The organism is Arthrobacter sp. MSA 4-2 (genome assembly GCF_016405885.1).
GTDB lineage: Bacteria > Actinomycetota > Actinomycetes > Actinomycetales > Micrococcaceae > Arthrobacter_D.
This window is the reverse complement of the sequence record NZ_JAEKGC010000012.1, coordinates 121,444-136,366: the sequence shown is the minus strand read 5'-3', so window position 1 is coordinate 136,366 and position 14,923 is coordinate 121,444. Positions and strand designations below refer to the sequence as shown.

Below are 14,923 nucleotides of genomic sequence, written 5' to 3'. Positions count from 1 at the left end.
GGTTGTCGCCGCCGTTGCCGGGGTTGTCGCCGCCGTTGCCGGGGTTGTCGCCGCCGTTGCCGGGGTTGTCGCCGCCGTTGCCGGGGTTGTCGCCGCCGTTGCCGGGGTTGTCGCCGCCGTTGCCGGGGTTGTCGCCGCCGTTGCCGGGGTTGTCGCCGCCGCCGTTGCCGCCGCCGGGATTCCCCCCGTTTGGCTTGCCTCCGGTTGCATTGCCTGCCTGGTCCGGAGAAGCGGGAACGATCGGCTCCGCCGGAGCAGTTTCAGCCGGGACTGCCGGAACGGCAGGAACGACGGCGTCGACTGGAGTAGCCGGGACCGCTGGGATGGCAGGAGTGATAGGCGCCACCGGAACGGCGGGCTCTGCGGGGACCACCGGACCAGCCGGCACCGCAGGCACCACAGGCTCCACAGGAGCGACCGGTGTCGTCGGCTGGGCAGGCGTCGCCGGCTGCACCGGAACTCCCCCCTGGTCGCCACCGGAACAGTTGGCCCCATTGCCGGCCTTGGCCTGTGCGCCGATGCCAGTGACGCCTGCCGAGTGGCAGGCATTATTCTGCGTAGGCGGTGCAGCGTAGGCGGGAGCCGTGGTGGCAGCGAAGGCGAAGCCCACGAGCCCGACAGTTGTAAGGATTGATTTCATGACAGCTCTCCAACCAGATGGGGGCTTAACTGACCACTCCTGGGGGGCTGAAATGCGGTGTCGCAGGGCGTTGCACAGGACCGCTCGATTGCCGTGTGAGACCGACTCAAAATCTTGACGTTTCCCCAGCAGAATCATCAGTTCTTGATTACTTACTCAGGCTAGAAATGGCCCGGGGGATAGTCGCGAGTGGTCAATACTCGACTGTTTTGGAGGACTCCGAGTAATTACTCGAATTGCTACGCTTACCGTGTTGGAAAGTACGTGGCAGTGAAAAAGCGCGTACTTTGAACTCCGATTGGGTATCGACCCATCTACCCGGCACGCTTGGGCCTGACACTGGACAGGGCTTCGGATAGTGTGAGCGCAAGCGACATGGGGAAGGGACGCCGTGAGCAAGCAAGACGTTAGCTGGGCCGGATTCGGCGGCACAGCGGTCGTCGCATCGCCAAGCGATGAGGACGGCCAAGATCTCTGCGCCATTTTGCAGCAGGCCGGCTACGCCGCGGTCCCGGTGAGTTCAGGTTCGGCCCTTCTGGGGACCCTCCGTCAAAGCACGCCCGACATTGTTTTCCTCGACCTTCAATTGGCGGACGAAAGCAGCCGCGCACTCCTTGGCGTCCTCGAATCCGATTCCCGCTTCGCCGGACTTCCGGTCATCCTCCTCCTGCCCGACAGCGCGCCGCTGGAGCCCGGAGGATTGCTTGAGAATCCGATCACCGATTTCGTTTTTCGGCCATATCAGGAGCGCGAGATCATTCAGCGCGCGGCGTCCGCCATCGCCCGACGCCGCCAGCACCGGGTGCAGCGCGAGTCTGCGTCGCTGCTGCGCGAACGGATGCGCGAAATCTCCGCAGACATCCGCGCCGCCAACAGCCTCGAATCCATGGTCGGGAACTTCCTCGCCGGGCTTGGCCGCGCGCTGGGCTCGGACTCGGTCTTCCTCCAGATCTTCCCCGACGACCGCGTGGCGGACCTGAGTTCACACTGGTCGAGCGCAGACGCTGACCCAATGGAAGTTCCGTCCCTGGCCCACTCCGGGAGGGCCAAGGCCCTGGCGCTCCGGCTGTGGGAGAGCTCCACCGGCGAACGCTTCCCTCCTGCGGGCGACCCGGCATCGGCGGGCACGTCGGTCTTCGAGGATCTCGAGGACCTCTCCGGCATCACGAGCGGCGTCGTCGTCGCCCTTGGGGAGGGCACCACGCCGTTCGGGCTTGTCTGGCTGATCAATAACCACCGGCCCCTTGAGTGGACCCCGGTGGAGAATTCGCTGACCCAGCACGTGCTCGGCAACTTCGCCCACGGCCTGATCCAGGGTCAGCTGATCGCGCGGCAGCAGCAGGCTGTAGAGAAACTCCGGCGCCTCAATAAGGCCAAGAGCGACTTCGTGGGAACGGTCAACCACGAACTGCGCACACCGCTCGCCTCAATGGCCGGCTATCTCGAGATGATCCTCGACGGCTCCGGCGGTCCGCTGCCCGAAGGAGCCCGGCGCATGCTCGAGACAGTCGAGCGCAACACCACCCGGCTCCGCGACCTGATCGAGAACATCACGGCCCTTTCCCCCACGCTCGACGAGCCGCACGGCCACCTCTCCGTGGACCTCGGCCATGTCGTTTCCGCAGCCGCCGGGGACCTTTCCGCCGCTGCTGCGGCGAAGAACGTGACCCTTCGCTGCCCACCCAGTGAAGAGAACATCCTCGTCGCCGGCCACTACGACCAGCTCAAGGAAGCAGTTGGGCTTGTCATCTCCAACGCCGTGAAGTTCACCGGCCCGGGCGGCGTGGTCGAGCTCAACACCGTCTGCCGTTCCGCCGCCGGTCCGGCCGAAGTGGTCGTGCGCGACACCGGTATCGGGATCCCCGAAGCGGACATCCCGCGCCTCTTCGAAAGCTTCTTTCGCGCCTCGAACGCCACCGACGGCGCCGTTCCCGGCGCCGGGGTTGGACTGGCGATAGCGCAACGGACAGTGACTGCCCACAACGGTTCAATCACCGTCAACTCCACCGTCGGCGAAGGGACCACGGTGCGCATCGAAATGCCGCTGAAGGCTCCATCTCCGGTCGCCTCCCGCAGCTAGCGGCCCGCCATTTGGCGGTGGCTCCGATTTGCGCCCTGCCAAGGATCGAAGAGGATAGGTATATGAACGATCATGAGCAGGCGCCCGACCGGACACGCCTCGATAAAGAAACTCTGTTCGCCTACCTCGACACCCATCTGCTGGGTGCGACGAACGGAGTCCGCCTCTTCGAAGCGGCCAGCCGATCCTGGGACGGCACCGCAGGCGGCGCCGAGCTCGCCGACCTGGCGCGCGGTATCTCCGGCGAACGGGACACACTTGTACGGCTCATCCACGCGCTGGGACACCGTCCCGGCAGGCTCAAAATGGCGGCAGCCCACAGCGGCGCCCTGATCTCGTCCGTGAACCCCATCAACCTCCTGCGGCGGAGATCCGGCGAGGGAGCCCAACTGGAGTTCGAAGCGCTCCAGGCCCTTCTGCGCGGCAAGGAAGCGCTCTGGGACACCCTGCTGTTCGTGGCTGACACGCCCGCCGGCAGGCGTGAACCGGCACTGGATCCCACTGAGCTTGAGCGGCTCCTGAAGGCCGCCCGGGAACAGCAGCAGACGGTCGCCCGGATCATGCGGGAGACGGCCGTCGAGCGGTTCTTCTCGAACTAGGGCATTGCGGCCCGGCTGCTATCCCTCGCTCGGCTCCTCGTACTTCGGGAAGATCGGGGTCGGGGCCGGCAGTTCGGTGCCCGGCTGCAGCGCCGTCGCGAGGGCGGAGAAGGACCGCAGCGGGTCGGCGTCAGAGGTGCCCTGTCCCAGCACCGTGAGGAGCCGGGCGGCGCTCGTCGGCATCACCGGCTGGGACAGCACTGCGACGATGCGCAGCACTTCAAGGGTCACATAGAGAACGGTGTTCATGCGCTCTGGGTCGGTCTTGCGGAGCACCCACGGCTGCTGCTCGGCGAAGTAGGCGTTGGTGTCCCCCAGTACGGTCCACATCGCCTCCAGCGCACGGGAGAACTCCTGCTTCTCGAAGGCCGACCGGCACGTCTCCAGGAGTGCCCCGGCGTCGGCGAGCAGCGCGGCGTCGGGCTCGGTGAAGGGACCCGGTGAGGGCACGAGCCCGGCGCAGTTCTTGGCCACCATCGACAGGGAGCGCTGGGCGAGGTTGCCGAAGTTGTTCGCCAGGTCCGAATTCATCCGGCCCACGACCGCCTCGTGGCTGTAAGAGCCGTCCGCGCCGAAGGGAACCTCGCGCAGGAGGAAGAAGCGGACCTGATCCAGACCGTACTGCTCCACCCAGTCCTGCGGTGCGACGACGTTGCCCAGCGACTTGGACATCTTGACCCCCTTGTTGTGCAGGTGGCCGTGGATCATGACGCGCTTGGGCAGCTCGAGCCCTGCCGACATGAGGAACGCCGGCCAGTACACGGCGTGGAAGCGCGAGATGTCCTTGCCGATGACATGGACGTCGGCGGGCCAGTACTTCCGGAAGGACTCCGACTCCGTATCCGGGAACCCGACACCGGTGAGGTAGTTGGTGAGGGCGTCCACCCAGACGTACATGACGTGCTTCTCATTGCCGGGTACCGGCACTCCCCACTCGAAGGTGGTGCGGCTGATCGAGAGGTCCTGCAGACCGCCCCGTACGAAGCTGATGACCTCATTGAAGCGGGACTGGGGCGCGCCGAACTCGGGGTTCTTCTCGTAGAAGTCGAGGAGCCGCTGCTGGTAGGAACCCAGCCGGAAGAAGTAGCTCTCTTCCTCGGTCCACGTGACCTCGGTGTCGGTCTCCGTGGCGTAGCGGATGCCGTCCTCGCGCAGTTCGGTCTCGTCCTCCGGCCAGAAGGCTTCATCCCTCACGGAGTACCAGCCCGAATACTTGTCCAGGTAGATGTCCCCGTTCGCTTCCATCCGGCGCCAGATCTCCGAGGCGGCCGCATAGTGGTCCTCGTCGGTGGTGCGGATGAAGCGTGTGTAGGAGATCCCGAGGGAGTCGTTCATCGCCCGGAAGGCCTTCGCGTTGCGCGTTGCCAGTTCCCGGACCGGAATGCCTTCCTTGTCCGCCGTCTGCTGCATCTTCAGCCCGTGCTCGTCCGTGCCGGTGAGGAAGCGGACGTCATAGCCGTCAAGCCGCTTGAACCGGGCCATGGTGTCGGTGGCGATCGTCTCGTAGGCGTGGCCGATGTGCGGGACGCCGTTGGGGTAGGAGATCGCCGTAGTGATGTAGAACGGAGTGTTTGAACCGGGAGAAGTCACTCTACGAAATTACCCTGTCCGCCGTCGAAACCCGATTCCGTTCCAAGCGTGGCCAGGGTGGGGCGGCTCACCGCAGCGCGTCCCGGCCGAGCACTGCGTGGACGCCCCACACCTCATTGGCGATCTGCGTGACGCGCAGGTCGACCACGGTGCTCGCCAGCGCCAGGGCCTTCGTCCGATCCAGCCGGTACAGGGCCTCCATCCACGTCAGCATCGCGCCAAGGGCTTCGGCGCTGGCCGCGTTCAGGTCGGAGTCGAACCCGAAGGTGATCCGGGCGGTGGGTGTGACCGCATGGATCGACTGCAGTGCCGGATCCTCCGCCAGGTCCAGCACCAGCTCCGAGGTCATGGGGCACTCGATCGCCGTACCGCCCACTTCCCCGTCCCCCTGGCGGGCGTGCCCGTCGCCCACGCAGAGCATCGCCCCGGGTACGGTCACCGGCAGGTAGAGGACCGACCCGACGGTGAGTTCGCGGCAGTCGATATTGCCGCCGCCGGCAGCCCGGGGAGGGACTGTCGGGAAGTCCCCCGGCTCGTTGGGTGGCATGCCGACGACGCCGAGGAACGGGCTTAGCCCGACGGCATGCCCCAGCTGGTTCACTCCCGTGCCCTGTCCGGGATCGAGGTCCCACAGGAGCCACTGGGCCACGGCCTCTTCCATCCCGAGGACACGGGCGAGGGCGTCCCGGCGGTGGCCGGCAATCGTCCATCCCCACTCCCCCGGCGTCAGGGCGGTGAAGGACACCGCGAGCACGTCACCCGGCACAGCTCCCCGGACCGCGATGGGCCCGGTCAGGCAGTGGCCCAGGCGGTCGGGGAACATCAGCGGTTTCGCCTCTCCCGGCGACGTCGGGGCCTCCAGATGGCCCGAGGCGTCAAAGGAGGACACCACGACCGTGTCGCCCGGGTCGACCTCCAGCACGGGAGGAACCGATCGGTTGAACGACTGGAGGACCGTGCCGCGTCCGGCGGGCAGGGTGTGGACCGCCATTGGCCTCCTTTCGGGACGGCTCGAGGTCGAGCGTACGGGCTGGGTGTACTTCTAGGACTGCAGGTCGACCTCGCGCGCCACTGTCGCGCCGATCTCGGCCTTGACGGCGTCGAGCACGTCCTGGGGAACCGCGCTGTCGAGCGTCAGCAGGGACAGCGCCTGCCCGCCCTCCTTGTTCCGTGCCACCTGCATGCCCGCGATATTGATGTCCTTCTCGCCCAGCAGCCGGCCAAGGGCGCCGATCACGCCGGGGCGGTCGGTGTACAGCAGCACCAGGAGATGCTCGCTGATCGGGATCTCGAGGTCGTACCCGTTGACGCCGACGAGCTTCTCGATCTGCTTGGGGCCGGTGAGGGTTCCGGCGACCGAGATCTGGGATCCGTCCGAGAGCGCCCCGCGGATCCGTAGGACGTTGCGGTATTCCTCCGACTCCGGCGTCGTCGTCAGCCGGGTGGCGATTCCGCGCTGCTCCGCGAGCACCGGGGCGTTCACGTACGACACCTGATCCGAGACGATGTCGGTAAAGACACCCTTGAGCGCTGCGAGTTCAAGGGCCTTCACGTCCAGTGAGGAGATTTCGCCGGCGACCTCAACCTCGATCTGGGTGAGCGAATCGTGGGTCAGTGCCGTGAAGATCCGGCCCAGCTTCTCCATGAGCGGGATGCCGGGGCGGACGGCCGGGTCGATGATGCCGCCGGCGACGTTGACGGCATCGGGCACGAGCTCCCCGGCGAGGGCGAGCCGGACCGACTTCGCAACGGAGACGCCCGCCTTTTCCTGGGCCTCGGCGGTTGAGGCACCGAGGTGCGGGGTGACGACCACATTGTCGAGCTTGAAGAAGGGAAGGTCGGTGCTCGGCTCGGCGACGAACACGTCGACGCCGGCGCCGGCGATCTCGCCGCGCTCCAGCGCCGCATGGAGCGCCGGCTCGTCGATCAATCCGCCCCGCGCGACATTGACGACGTACGCGCTGTTCTTCATCTTCGCGAACGCCTCCTCGCCGAGCATGCCCACGGTCTCGGGGGTCTTGGGCATGTGGATGGTCACGAAATCGGCCTCGGTGAGGAGCTCGTCGAGGGTCACGAGCCGCACGTTCAGCTGGGCGGCCCGCGCGGAGGTCACGTAGGGGTCGTACGCGAGGATTTCGGTCCCGAATCCCTGCAGGCGCGCGGCGACGAGGGCGCCGATGCGGCCCAGGCCGATGATCCCGATCTTCTTCTCGTAAAGCTCGATGCCGGAGTAGCGGGAGCGCTTCCACTCCCCCGCCTTGAGCGCCGCACTGGCCTGCGGAATGTTCCGGGCGAGGCTGAGGATGTGCCCCACGGTCAGCTCCGCGGCCGAGATGATGTTCGAGGTCGGCGCGTTCACCACCATGACGCCGGCGTGCGTGGCCGCCTTGATGTCCACGTTGTCCAGGCCCACCCCGGCCCGAGCGATCACCTTGAGCTTCGGCGCGGCCGCGATGGCTTCAGCGTCCATCTGGGTGGCCGAGCGGATCAGGACGGCGTCGACGTCGCCCAGGGCCGCGAGGAGCTGGGCGCGGTCGGCGCCGTCGGTGTTCCGGATCTCGAAGTCCGGACCGAGGGCCGCGACGGTGGCGGGCGAGAGTTCTTCGGCAAGGAGAACTACGGGTTTTTCCACAGGAATGTTCCTTCACTGCTGCAATGCGGGGCGGGTGGAGTGTACGGCCAGCTTAGGGTGCAGGAAAGGCCGGGCCCGCTATGTTACTCAGCAGTGAGCCCGGCCTTCGTGTCCTGATTGGTTCCCCAGCGGGGGCGGGCAGCGTGGGGCTGCCCCGGCGCCTAGCGGGCGACCGAACCTTCGGTGTAGTCGTCGTTGGTCTGGATCCAGGAGAACAGCTTCCGCAGTTCCCGTCCGGTCTTCTCGATCGGGTGGTCCTCGCCCTTCTTGCGCAGGGCGGCGAACTCCGGGGCTCCGGCGTCCTGGTCATCGATGAACCGCTTGGCGAAGGCACCGCTCTGGATGTCGGCAAGCACCGCCTTCATGTTTTCCTTCACCGACGGATCGATGACGCGCGGGCCCGATACGTAGTCACCGTACTCGGCGGTGTCGGAAACGCTCCAGCGCTGCTTGGCGATGCCGCCCTCGACCATGAGGTCGACGATGAGCTTCAGCTCGTGCAGCACCTCGAAGTAGGCGACCTCGGGCTTGTACCCGGCCTCGGTGAGGGTCTCGAAGCCGTACATGATGAGCTGCGACGCGCCGCCGCAGAGCACTGCCTGCTCGCCGAAGAGGTCGGTCTCGGTCTCCTCGGTGAAGGTGGTCTCGATGACGCCGGCCCGCGTACCGCCGATGGCCTTGGCGTAGGACAGCGCGAGCTCACGGGCCTTGCCCGAGGGATCCTGCTCGACGGCGATCAGGTCGGGAACCCCGCGCCCGGCTTCGAACTCGCGGCGCACGATGTGCCCGGGGCCCTTGGGTGCGACGAGGGCGACGTCGACGTCGGCCGGCGGCTGGATGTAGCCGTAGCGGATGTTGAAGCCGTGGCCGAAGAACAGGGCGTCGCCGGCCTGCAGGTTCGGCGCGATGTCCTCCGCGTACACGTGGCGCTGCACCTGGTCCGGGGTGAGGATCATGATGAGGTCGGCCTCGGCGGTGGCCTCGGCGACGGAGAGGACCCGGAGGCCCTCCGCCTCGGCCTTGGCACGTGACTTCGATCCTTCCTTCAGCCCGACGCGCACATCGACGCCGGAGTCGCGCAGGCTGAGCGCATGGGCGTGGCCCTGGCTGCCGTAGCCAATGACGGCCACGGTGCGGCCCTGGATGATGGAAAGGTCGGCATCGTCGTCGTAGAACAACTCGGTCACGTGGATATCTCCTCTAGTGGATTACCTGGAAAACTTGGTGGGTGAAAAGGGCGTTGCGGGCTCAGGCGCTGCGGAGCGCCCGATCGCTCATCGACTTCGCCCCGCGGCTGATCGCGAGGGTGCCGGACTGGACGATCTCCCGCACCCCGAACGGCTCGAGCACCGACAGGAGGGCGCTGAGCTTCTCGGGGGTGCCGGTGGCCTCGATGATCAACGAGTCGGTGGACACGTCGACGACGGAGGCCCGGAACAGGTCGGCGGCCTGGGTGACCTGCAGCCTGGTTGCCGCGTCGGCGCGCACCTTGACCAGGATGTGGTCACGCTGCACCGACTGTTCGGAGGTGAGCTCGACAATCTTGATGACATTGATGAGCTTGTTCAACTGTTTGGTGACCTGCTCGAGCAGGTCCCCTTCCGCCTCGACCACGACGGTCATCCTGGACATGCCGGGAATCTCGGTGGGGCCGACCGCGAGGGAGTTGATGTTGAAGGCGCGGCGGGCGAAAAGGCTCGCGACGCGGGTCAGGACGCCGGGGACGTCCTCGACGAGTACTGAGAGCGTGTGACGGGTCATGGCTAGTCCTCCTGCTCCCAGACGGGGGTCATATTGCGGGCGATCTGGATGAGGTCGTTGCTGACCCCGGAGGGCACCATCGGCCACACCATCGAATCGCGGCTCACGACGAAGTCAACGACGACGGGCCGGTCGTTGATCGCCAGGGCCTGCTGGATGGTGGCGTCAATGTCCTCGTCACGCTCACAGCGCAGCCCGGCGCACCCGTAGGCGTCGGCGAGCTTGACGAAGTCCGGGACGCGGACGGTGTCGTGCCCGGTGTTCAGGTCCGTATTGGAGTACCGGCCCTCGTAGAACAGGGTCTGCCACTGCCGGACCATGCCGAGCGATGAGTTGTTGATGACCGCGACCTTGATCGGGATGTTGTTGATGACGCAGGTCGCGAGCTCCTGGTTGGTCATCTGGAAACATCCGTCGCCGTCGATGGCCCAGACCACCCGGTCGGGGTTGCCGACCTTGGCGCCCATGGCGGCCGGAACCGAGTAGCCCATCGTGCCGAGCCCGCCCGAGTTGAGCCAGGCGTGCGGGCGTTCGTACTGGATGAACTGGGCGGCCCACATCTGGTGCTGGCCGACGCCCGCAACATAGACTCCCTCGGGGCCGGTGAGCTCACCGATGCGCTTGATGACCTGCTGGGGCGCCGAGAGTCCGTCGTCGGGCTGGGTGAATCCGATGGGGTACGTCTCGCGGAGCCGGTTGATGGTGTTCCACCAGGCCGAGATGTCGGGGGCTGCCCCGCCGTCGTACTGCTCGCGGACGGCGGTGATGAGTTCGGGGATGATCTCCTTGACCGATCCCACGATGGGCACGTCGGCGGTGCGGTTCTTGGAGATTTCCGCGGGGTCGATGTCCGCGTGGATGACCTTGGCGCCCGGCGCGAAACTGGAGAGCACTCCGGTGACCCGGTCATCGAAGCGTGCGCCCAGGGTGATTAGCAGGTCGGACTGCTGCAGGGCGGTGACGGCCGAGACGGAGCCGTGCATGCCGGGCATACCGACGTGTTGGGGGTGGGAATCCGGGAACACACCGCGGGCCATGAGCGTGGTGACGACCGGCGCGCCGACCAGCTCGGCCAGTTCCTTCAGCTCCGCGGCGGCGTGGGCCTTGATGACTCCGCCACCGACGTAGAAGACCGGCCGGGTGGAACCGGCGATCAGGCGGGCGGCCTCCCGGACCTGCTTGGAGTGTCCGCGCACGACCGTGCGGTAGCCGGGGATGTCGATCTTCGGCGGCCAGGAGAAGGTCATCTTGCCCTGCTGGGCGTCCTTGGCGATATCGACGAGCACCGGTCCGGGGCGGCCGGTCGAGGCGATGTGGAAGGCCTCGGCGAGCACGCGGGGAATGTCGTTGGCATTGGTGACTAGGTAGGAGTGTTTGGTGATCGGCATGGTGATGCCGACGATGTCCGCCTCCTGGAAGGCGTCCGAGCCGATGACGGCGCTCGCGACCTGACCGGTGATGGCGACGAGGGGCACCGAGTCCATGTGGGCGTCCGCGATGGCGGTGACGAGGTTCGTTGCGCCGGGACCGGAGGTGGCGATGCAGACTCCCGGGCGGCCGGTGACCATGGCGTAGCCCTGGGCGGCGTGCCCCGCGCCCTGCTCATGCCGGACGAGGATGTGGCGGAGCTTTGTGGAGGCCATCAGCGGGTCGTAGGTCGGCAGAATGGCTCCGCCGGGAAGTCCGAAGATGTCGTCGACGCCGAGCTCTTCAAGGGACCGGACGATCGCCGAGGAGCCGAGCATTTCGGTGGGGGGCACAACGTTGTTGGGTCCCCGGACTGCGCTTACCTGCACCGGGTGGGCAGTGTCCCTGCCAGGGGCTGCAGGAGCGGCCGGCCTTGCTGCCATCAGCGCCGGGCTGATGGGCGATCCCTTGGACATCTGAAACTTCCTTCGGAACGTGTACTGCATTGACGTGCTGGACAGTTGGTGCGCGATTTGTCCTGTGGAAACAAAAAACCCCTCCGCCTGGTGGGCTGGTGAGGGGTTGCGCGTGACGTAGGGTCTACCGGTCGGGCTTTAGGCCACGCGCTTGGTAAGGACGACGATTACGTTCACTGACTGCATGTTTGAAGTCTCCTCGTACGGGTTGTGCAGTGTCAACAGCACTCCCCGCTGTCTCACATGCTGGACAAGGCGTCCAGTTAGTGGACACTAACTGACTCGGCGGCCGGTGGTCGACACGACGCCGGGGCGCCGTGCGACCTCGTGCTCCGTGCACTCACAGCACACGGAGCACGCGGAGGTTTCTAGCCGCAGTAGGCGCCCTCGGAGGCCGAGTGGACCAGCTTCGCGTACTTGGCCAGGACGCCCTTGGTGTAACGGGCCGGCAGCGGCTCCCAGCCGACCTTGCGGGCTTCCAGCTCGGCCTCGTCAACGAGCAGGTCGAAGCTCTTGTTGGGGATGTCGACGCGGATGTGGTCGCCGTCGCGGATGAACGCGATGGGACCGCCGTCGACCGCCTCGGGGGCCACGTGCCCGATGCACAGGCCGGTGGTGCCGCCGGAGAAGCGCCCGTCGGTGACCAGGAGGACGTCCTTGCCGAGCCCTGCGCCCTTGATGGCCCCGGTGATGGCGAGCATTTCGCGCATGCCCGGGCCGCCCTTGGGTCCCTCGTAGCGGATGACGACGACGTCGCCGGCCTTGATGGCGCCTTCGGCGAGGGCGGCCAGGGCCCCCTGCTCACGTTCGAACACACGGGCGGTTCCCTCGAAGATGGAGGCGTCGAACCCTGCGGTCTTCACCACGGCGCCTTCGGGGGCGAGGGATCCCTTGAGGATGCTGATGCCGCCGGTCTTGTGGACGGGATTGTCCATGGCCCGCAGGATCTTGCCGTCGAGGTCCGGCGGGTTGATCTCCGCGAGGTTCTCGGCCACGGTCTTGCCGGTGACGGTCAGTGCGTCGCCGTGGATGAGCCCGGCGTCGAGCAGTGCACGCATGATCACGGGAACGCCGCCGACCCGGTCGACGTCGGTCATGACGTACCGGCCGAAGGGCTTCAGGTCGCCCAGGTGGGGAATCCGGTCGCCGATGCGGTTGAAGTCGTCGAGGGTGAGGTCGACCTCGGCCTCGCGGGCGATGGCGAGGAGGTGAAGGACGGCGTTGGTCGAACCGCCGAAGGCCATGGTGACGGCGATGGCGTTCTCGAAGGCCTTGCGGGTCATGATGTCGCGGGCAGTGATGCCGAGGCGCAGCAGGTTCACGACGGCCTCGCCGGACTGGCGGGCGAAGTGGTCGCGGCGGCGGTCCGCGGAGGGCGGGGCGGCGGAGCCGGGCAGGGACATACCGAGTGCCTCACCGATGCAGGCCATGGTGTTCGCGGTGTACATGCCGCCGCAGGCGCCCTCACCGGGGCAGATCGCCTTCTCGATGCGGGTGAGGTCCCCCACCGACATCTTCCCGGCGGCGCAGGCACCGACGGCTTCGAACGCGTCGATCAGGGTGACTTCCTTTTCGGTGCCGTCCTCGAGCTTGACCCAGCCGGGCATGATCGTCCCGGCGTAGAGAAAGACGCTGGCCAGGTCGAGGCGGGCAGCAGCCATGAGCATCCCGGGCAGGGACTTGTCGCAGCCGGCGAGGAGGACCGAGCCGTCGATGCGCTCGGCTTCCATAACCGTCTCGACCGAGTCGGCGATGACCTCGCGGGAGACGAGGGAGAAGTGCATGCCCTCGTGGCCCATGGAGATGCCGTCGGAGACGGAGATGGTGCCGAACTGCATGGGGAATCCACCGCCTGCGTGCACGCCCTCCTTGGCTCCCTGGGCGAGCCGGTTGAGTGAGAGGTTGCAGGGGGTGATCTCGTTCCAGGAACTGGCAACGCCGATCTGGGGCTTGACGAAATCGTCGTCGCCCATGCCGACGGCCCGCAGCATTCCGCGCGCCGGCGCCCGCTCGATTCCGTCGGTTACCGCACGGCTTCTTGGCTTGATGTCAGGGGTAGTCGAGGTCATGCCTGAAAGTCTATGGGTAACCGTCGCGGGTTCCTGTTTTCTGTTTCCGGGCTGTTACCGCCCGGCGGTTCGCGGCCGTCAACCGTCCACTTGGAAGGTGCCTCCGGTAGAATCGGCCGCAGTGGGCGAGCGCCCGCGGGTCGTGGGGGTTCGATGCCGCGGCCGACCCACCAGCCGGCACCTAACTCCTTGGCGGAACATGACGTCCGAGCCAGCATCCTCCCCAGAGCATCTTTCCGGCGGCCAGGGGCTGAAGAACGCCCTCCGCCGCATCTTCGATTCGCAGATCCCGAACTACGGCGCCTACAACCTCGTCTTTGCCGCGCCGGAGGAGCCGGAGCAGGGGGAGCTCCCCGCTCCGGACGGGACGTCCTATGTGCTCGGTTACCGCTGGAAGCCGGCCGAGCTCATGATCGCCCCGGTCCGCGTCGCCGACCTAAGCGGCGCCGGTTCCCCGGTGGAGGTGAATATGACGAATCTGGCGCATGCGACCATGTGGGACGACAACACTTACGAGGTCGGCACCAGCACCGGAAAGGTCTTCCGTTTCGCCGTCGAGGACCAGCCCGTGCTGGATGTCGGTCCGGGCAACGGCATCGTCCTCGAGCAGGACGTCGACCGCATCGATTTCGATGCTTTCATGGAGGCCTTCATCGGGCTCGCCTAGCCCCTACGCCCACGGACCGCGCTGGACCAGGTTCTCAGGGGCGGCGCCGCTGCCCAGCAGCTGGAGCTGGCGTTCAAGGAGCCGGACGATGCGGGGCCAGAACGCCCCGGAATTGCCTCCGACGTGCGGGGTGATCAGCGCACCGGGGGCCCGCCACAGCGGGTGGTCCGCCGGCAGCGGCTCGGGATCCACGACGTCCAGGGCGGCGCGCAGCCTGCCCGCCACCACCTCCCGCGTCAGCGCGTCGGTGTCAACCACGGGGCCGCGGGCGACATTGACCACCAGGGCGCCGTCCGGAAGGGCGGCGAGCACCTCGGCCCCGATCAGCCCCTGGGTCGCCTCCGTCAACGGCGTGATGACGATGACCACGTCGTGGGCGGGCGCCAATGCCACGAGCTCCGAGGCGGCATGGACGTGCCCGGCCTCGTCGTCGCGGGCGGAACTGCCGACCCGGGTGAGGATGACGTCGAAGGCCTCGAGGCGGCGCTGAATCTCCCGGCCGATGCCGCCCACGCCGACCAGGAGCACGCGCCGGTCGGCCAGCCCCGGGTACCGCCGCGGCCGCCACAGTCCCTCGCGCTGATTGCGGACGGCGTCGTCGATCCCACGCAGCGAGGCCAATGCCAGGCCGACGGCGAGCTCGGCGGTCGCGGCGGCATGGACTCCCGAGGCGGTGGCGATGCCGACACCTGGCCCGACGAGGTCGGTCACCCCGTCGTAGCCCGTGGTCTGGGTCTGAACGAGCTTCAGGCCCGGCACCGTGGGCAGGGCGGAGCGCAGGTCTGGACTGCCGGTGTATGGAAGGACGACGGCGTCGACCTCCGCTGGGTCAACCCCGGCAGGGGCGCTGTCTAAGTCCCAGACCGCCAGCCGGAGGGCACCTGCGGCGGGGGCGAGGGCCTCACGCAGCTCCTCCGAGGGGACGGTGAGGGTTCGAATCGCGTGTCCGGGCCTACCGCTGGTCTCCATCGGCCCAGCTTAACTGCCGCCGCCGCACCGGAG

Annotated in this window: 11 protein-coding genes and 1 pseudogene; 3 read left to right on the top strand and 9 right to left on the bottom strand. The window is 67.2% G+C overall.

Annotated features, from left to right (window positions below; translation table 11 throughout):
* Positions 1-640, bottom strand: a pseudogene (locus I6N91_RS17220) (hypothetical protein); the annotation flags it as partial.
* Positions 641-1,031: 391 nt separating this feature from the next.
* Between I6N91_RS17220 and I6N91_RS17525 the strand changes: the two are divergent.
* Positions 1,032-2,720, top strand: coding sequence for an ATP-binding protein (locus tag I6N91_RS17525; protein WP_198813638.1), 1,689 nt, complete (start codon positions 1,032-1,034; stop codon positions 2,718-2,720).
* Between the two features lie 62 nt (positions 2,721-2,782).
* A complete protein-coding gene (locus I6N91_RS14040) occupies positions 2,783-3,319 on the top strand; it encodes a hypothetical protein (RefSeq protein ID WP_198813637.1) in 537 nt (178 codons plus the stop codon).
* Between the two features lie 18 nt (positions 3,320-3,337).
* On the opposite strand, the gene metG is transcribed toward I6N91_RS14040, so the two are convergent.
* From metG to ilvD, 7 genes are all read right to left on the bottom strand, one after another.
* Positions 3,338-4,909 (bottom strand): methionine--tRNA ligase, encoded by a 1,572-nt coding sequence (gene metG / locus I6N91_RS14035; RefSeq protein WP_198813636.1) that lies wholly within the window; start codon positions 4,907-4,909, stop codon positions 3,338-3,340.
* A gap of 67 nt (positions 4,910-4,976) precedes the next feature.
* Complete coding sequence (locus tag I6N91_RS14030; protein WP_198813635.1) at positions 4,977-5,900, bottom strand: acetamidase/formamidase family protein; 924 nt, start codon at positions 5,898-5,900, stop codon at positions 4,977-4,979.
* 51 nt (positions 5,901-5,951) lie between these two features.
* Positions 5,952-7,541, bottom strand: a complete 1,590-nt coding sequence (gene serA, locus I6N91_RS14025) for a phosphoglycerate dehydrogenase (RefSeq protein WP_198813634.1) — start codon at positions 7,539-7,541, stop codon at positions 5,952-5,954.
* 161 nt (positions 7,542-7,702) lie between these two features.
* Positions 7,703-8,728: a ketol-acid reductoisomerase gene (gene ilvC, locus I6N91_RS14020; protein WP_120165273.1), complete on the bottom strand. Its 1,026-nt coding sequence runs from the start codon at positions 8,726-8,728 to the stop codon at positions 7,703-7,705.
* A 61-nt stretch (positions 8,729-8,789) separates the two neighbouring features.
* Complete coding sequence (ilvN, locus tag I6N91_RS14015) at positions 8,790-9,302, bottom strand: acetolactate synthase small subunit (protein WP_120165272.1); 513 nt, start codon at positions 9,300-9,302, stop codon at positions 8,790-8,792.
* A gap of 2 nt (positions 9,303-9,304) precedes the next feature.
* On the bottom strand, positions 9,305-11,185 hold the full coding sequence (locus I6N91_RS14010) for an acetolactate synthase large subunit (RefSeq protein WP_198813633.1): 1,881 nt from the start codon (positions 11,183-11,185) through the stop codon (positions 9,305-9,307).
* Positions 11,186-11,553: 368 nt separating this feature from the next.
* Entirely contained in the window at positions 11,554-13,254 is a 1,701-nt protein-coding gene (gene ilvD, locus I6N91_RS14005; protein WP_198813632.1) for a dihydroxy-acid dehydratase, read from the bottom strand.
* A gap of 199 nt (positions 13,255-13,453) precedes the next feature.
* Between ilvD and I6N91_RS14000 the strand changes: the two genes are divergently transcribed.
* Positions 13,454-13,921, top strand: a complete 468-nt coding sequence (locus I6N91_RS14000) for a hypothetical protein (RefSeq protein WP_198813631.1) — start codon at positions 13,454-13,456, stop codon at positions 13,919-13,921.
* A 3-nt stretch (positions 13,922-13,924) separates the two neighbouring features.
* On the opposite strand, the gene I6N91_RS13995 is transcribed toward I6N91_RS14000, so the two are convergent.
* Positions 13,925-14,890 (bottom strand): 2-hydroxyacid dehydrogenase, encoded by a 966-nt coding sequence (locus tag I6N91_RS13995; RefSeq protein ID WP_198813630.1) that lies wholly within the window; start codon positions 14,888-14,890, stop codon positions 13,925-13,927.
* Positions 14,891-14,923 lie beyond the last annotated feature (33 nt).

Excerpts from the sequence above, each read along its gene's own strand:
- I6N91_RS14040 (WP_198813637.1), top strand. The coding sequence starts at position 2,783 with ATGAACGATCATGAGCAGGCGCCCGACCGGACACGCCTCGATAAAGAA.
- I6N91_RS13995 (WP_198813630.1), bottom strand. The coding sequence starts at position 14,890 with ATGGAGACCAGCGGTAGGCCCGGACACGCGATTCGAACCCTCACCGTC.
- I6N91_RS14030 (WP_198813635.1), bottom strand. The coding sequence starts at position 5,900 with ATGGCGGTCCACACCCTGCCCGCCGGACGCGGCACGGTCCTCCAGTCG.
- I6N91_RS14000 (WP_198813631.1), top strand. The coding sequence starts at position 13,454 with ATGACGTCCGAGCCAGCATCCTCCCCAGAGCATCTTTCCGGCGGCCAG.
- ilvD (WP_198813632.1), bottom strand. The coding sequence starts at position 13,254 with ATGACCTCGACTACCCCTGACATCAAGCCAAGAAGCCGTGCGGTAACC.
- I6N91_RS14010 (WP_198813633.1), bottom strand. The coding sequence starts at position 11,185 with ATGTCCAAGGGATCGCCCATCAGCCCGGCGCTGATGGCAGCAAGGCCG.
- ilvN (WP_120165272.1), bottom strand. The coding sequence starts at position 9,302 with ATGACCCGTCACACGCTCTCAGTACTCGTCGAGGACGTCCCCGGCGTC.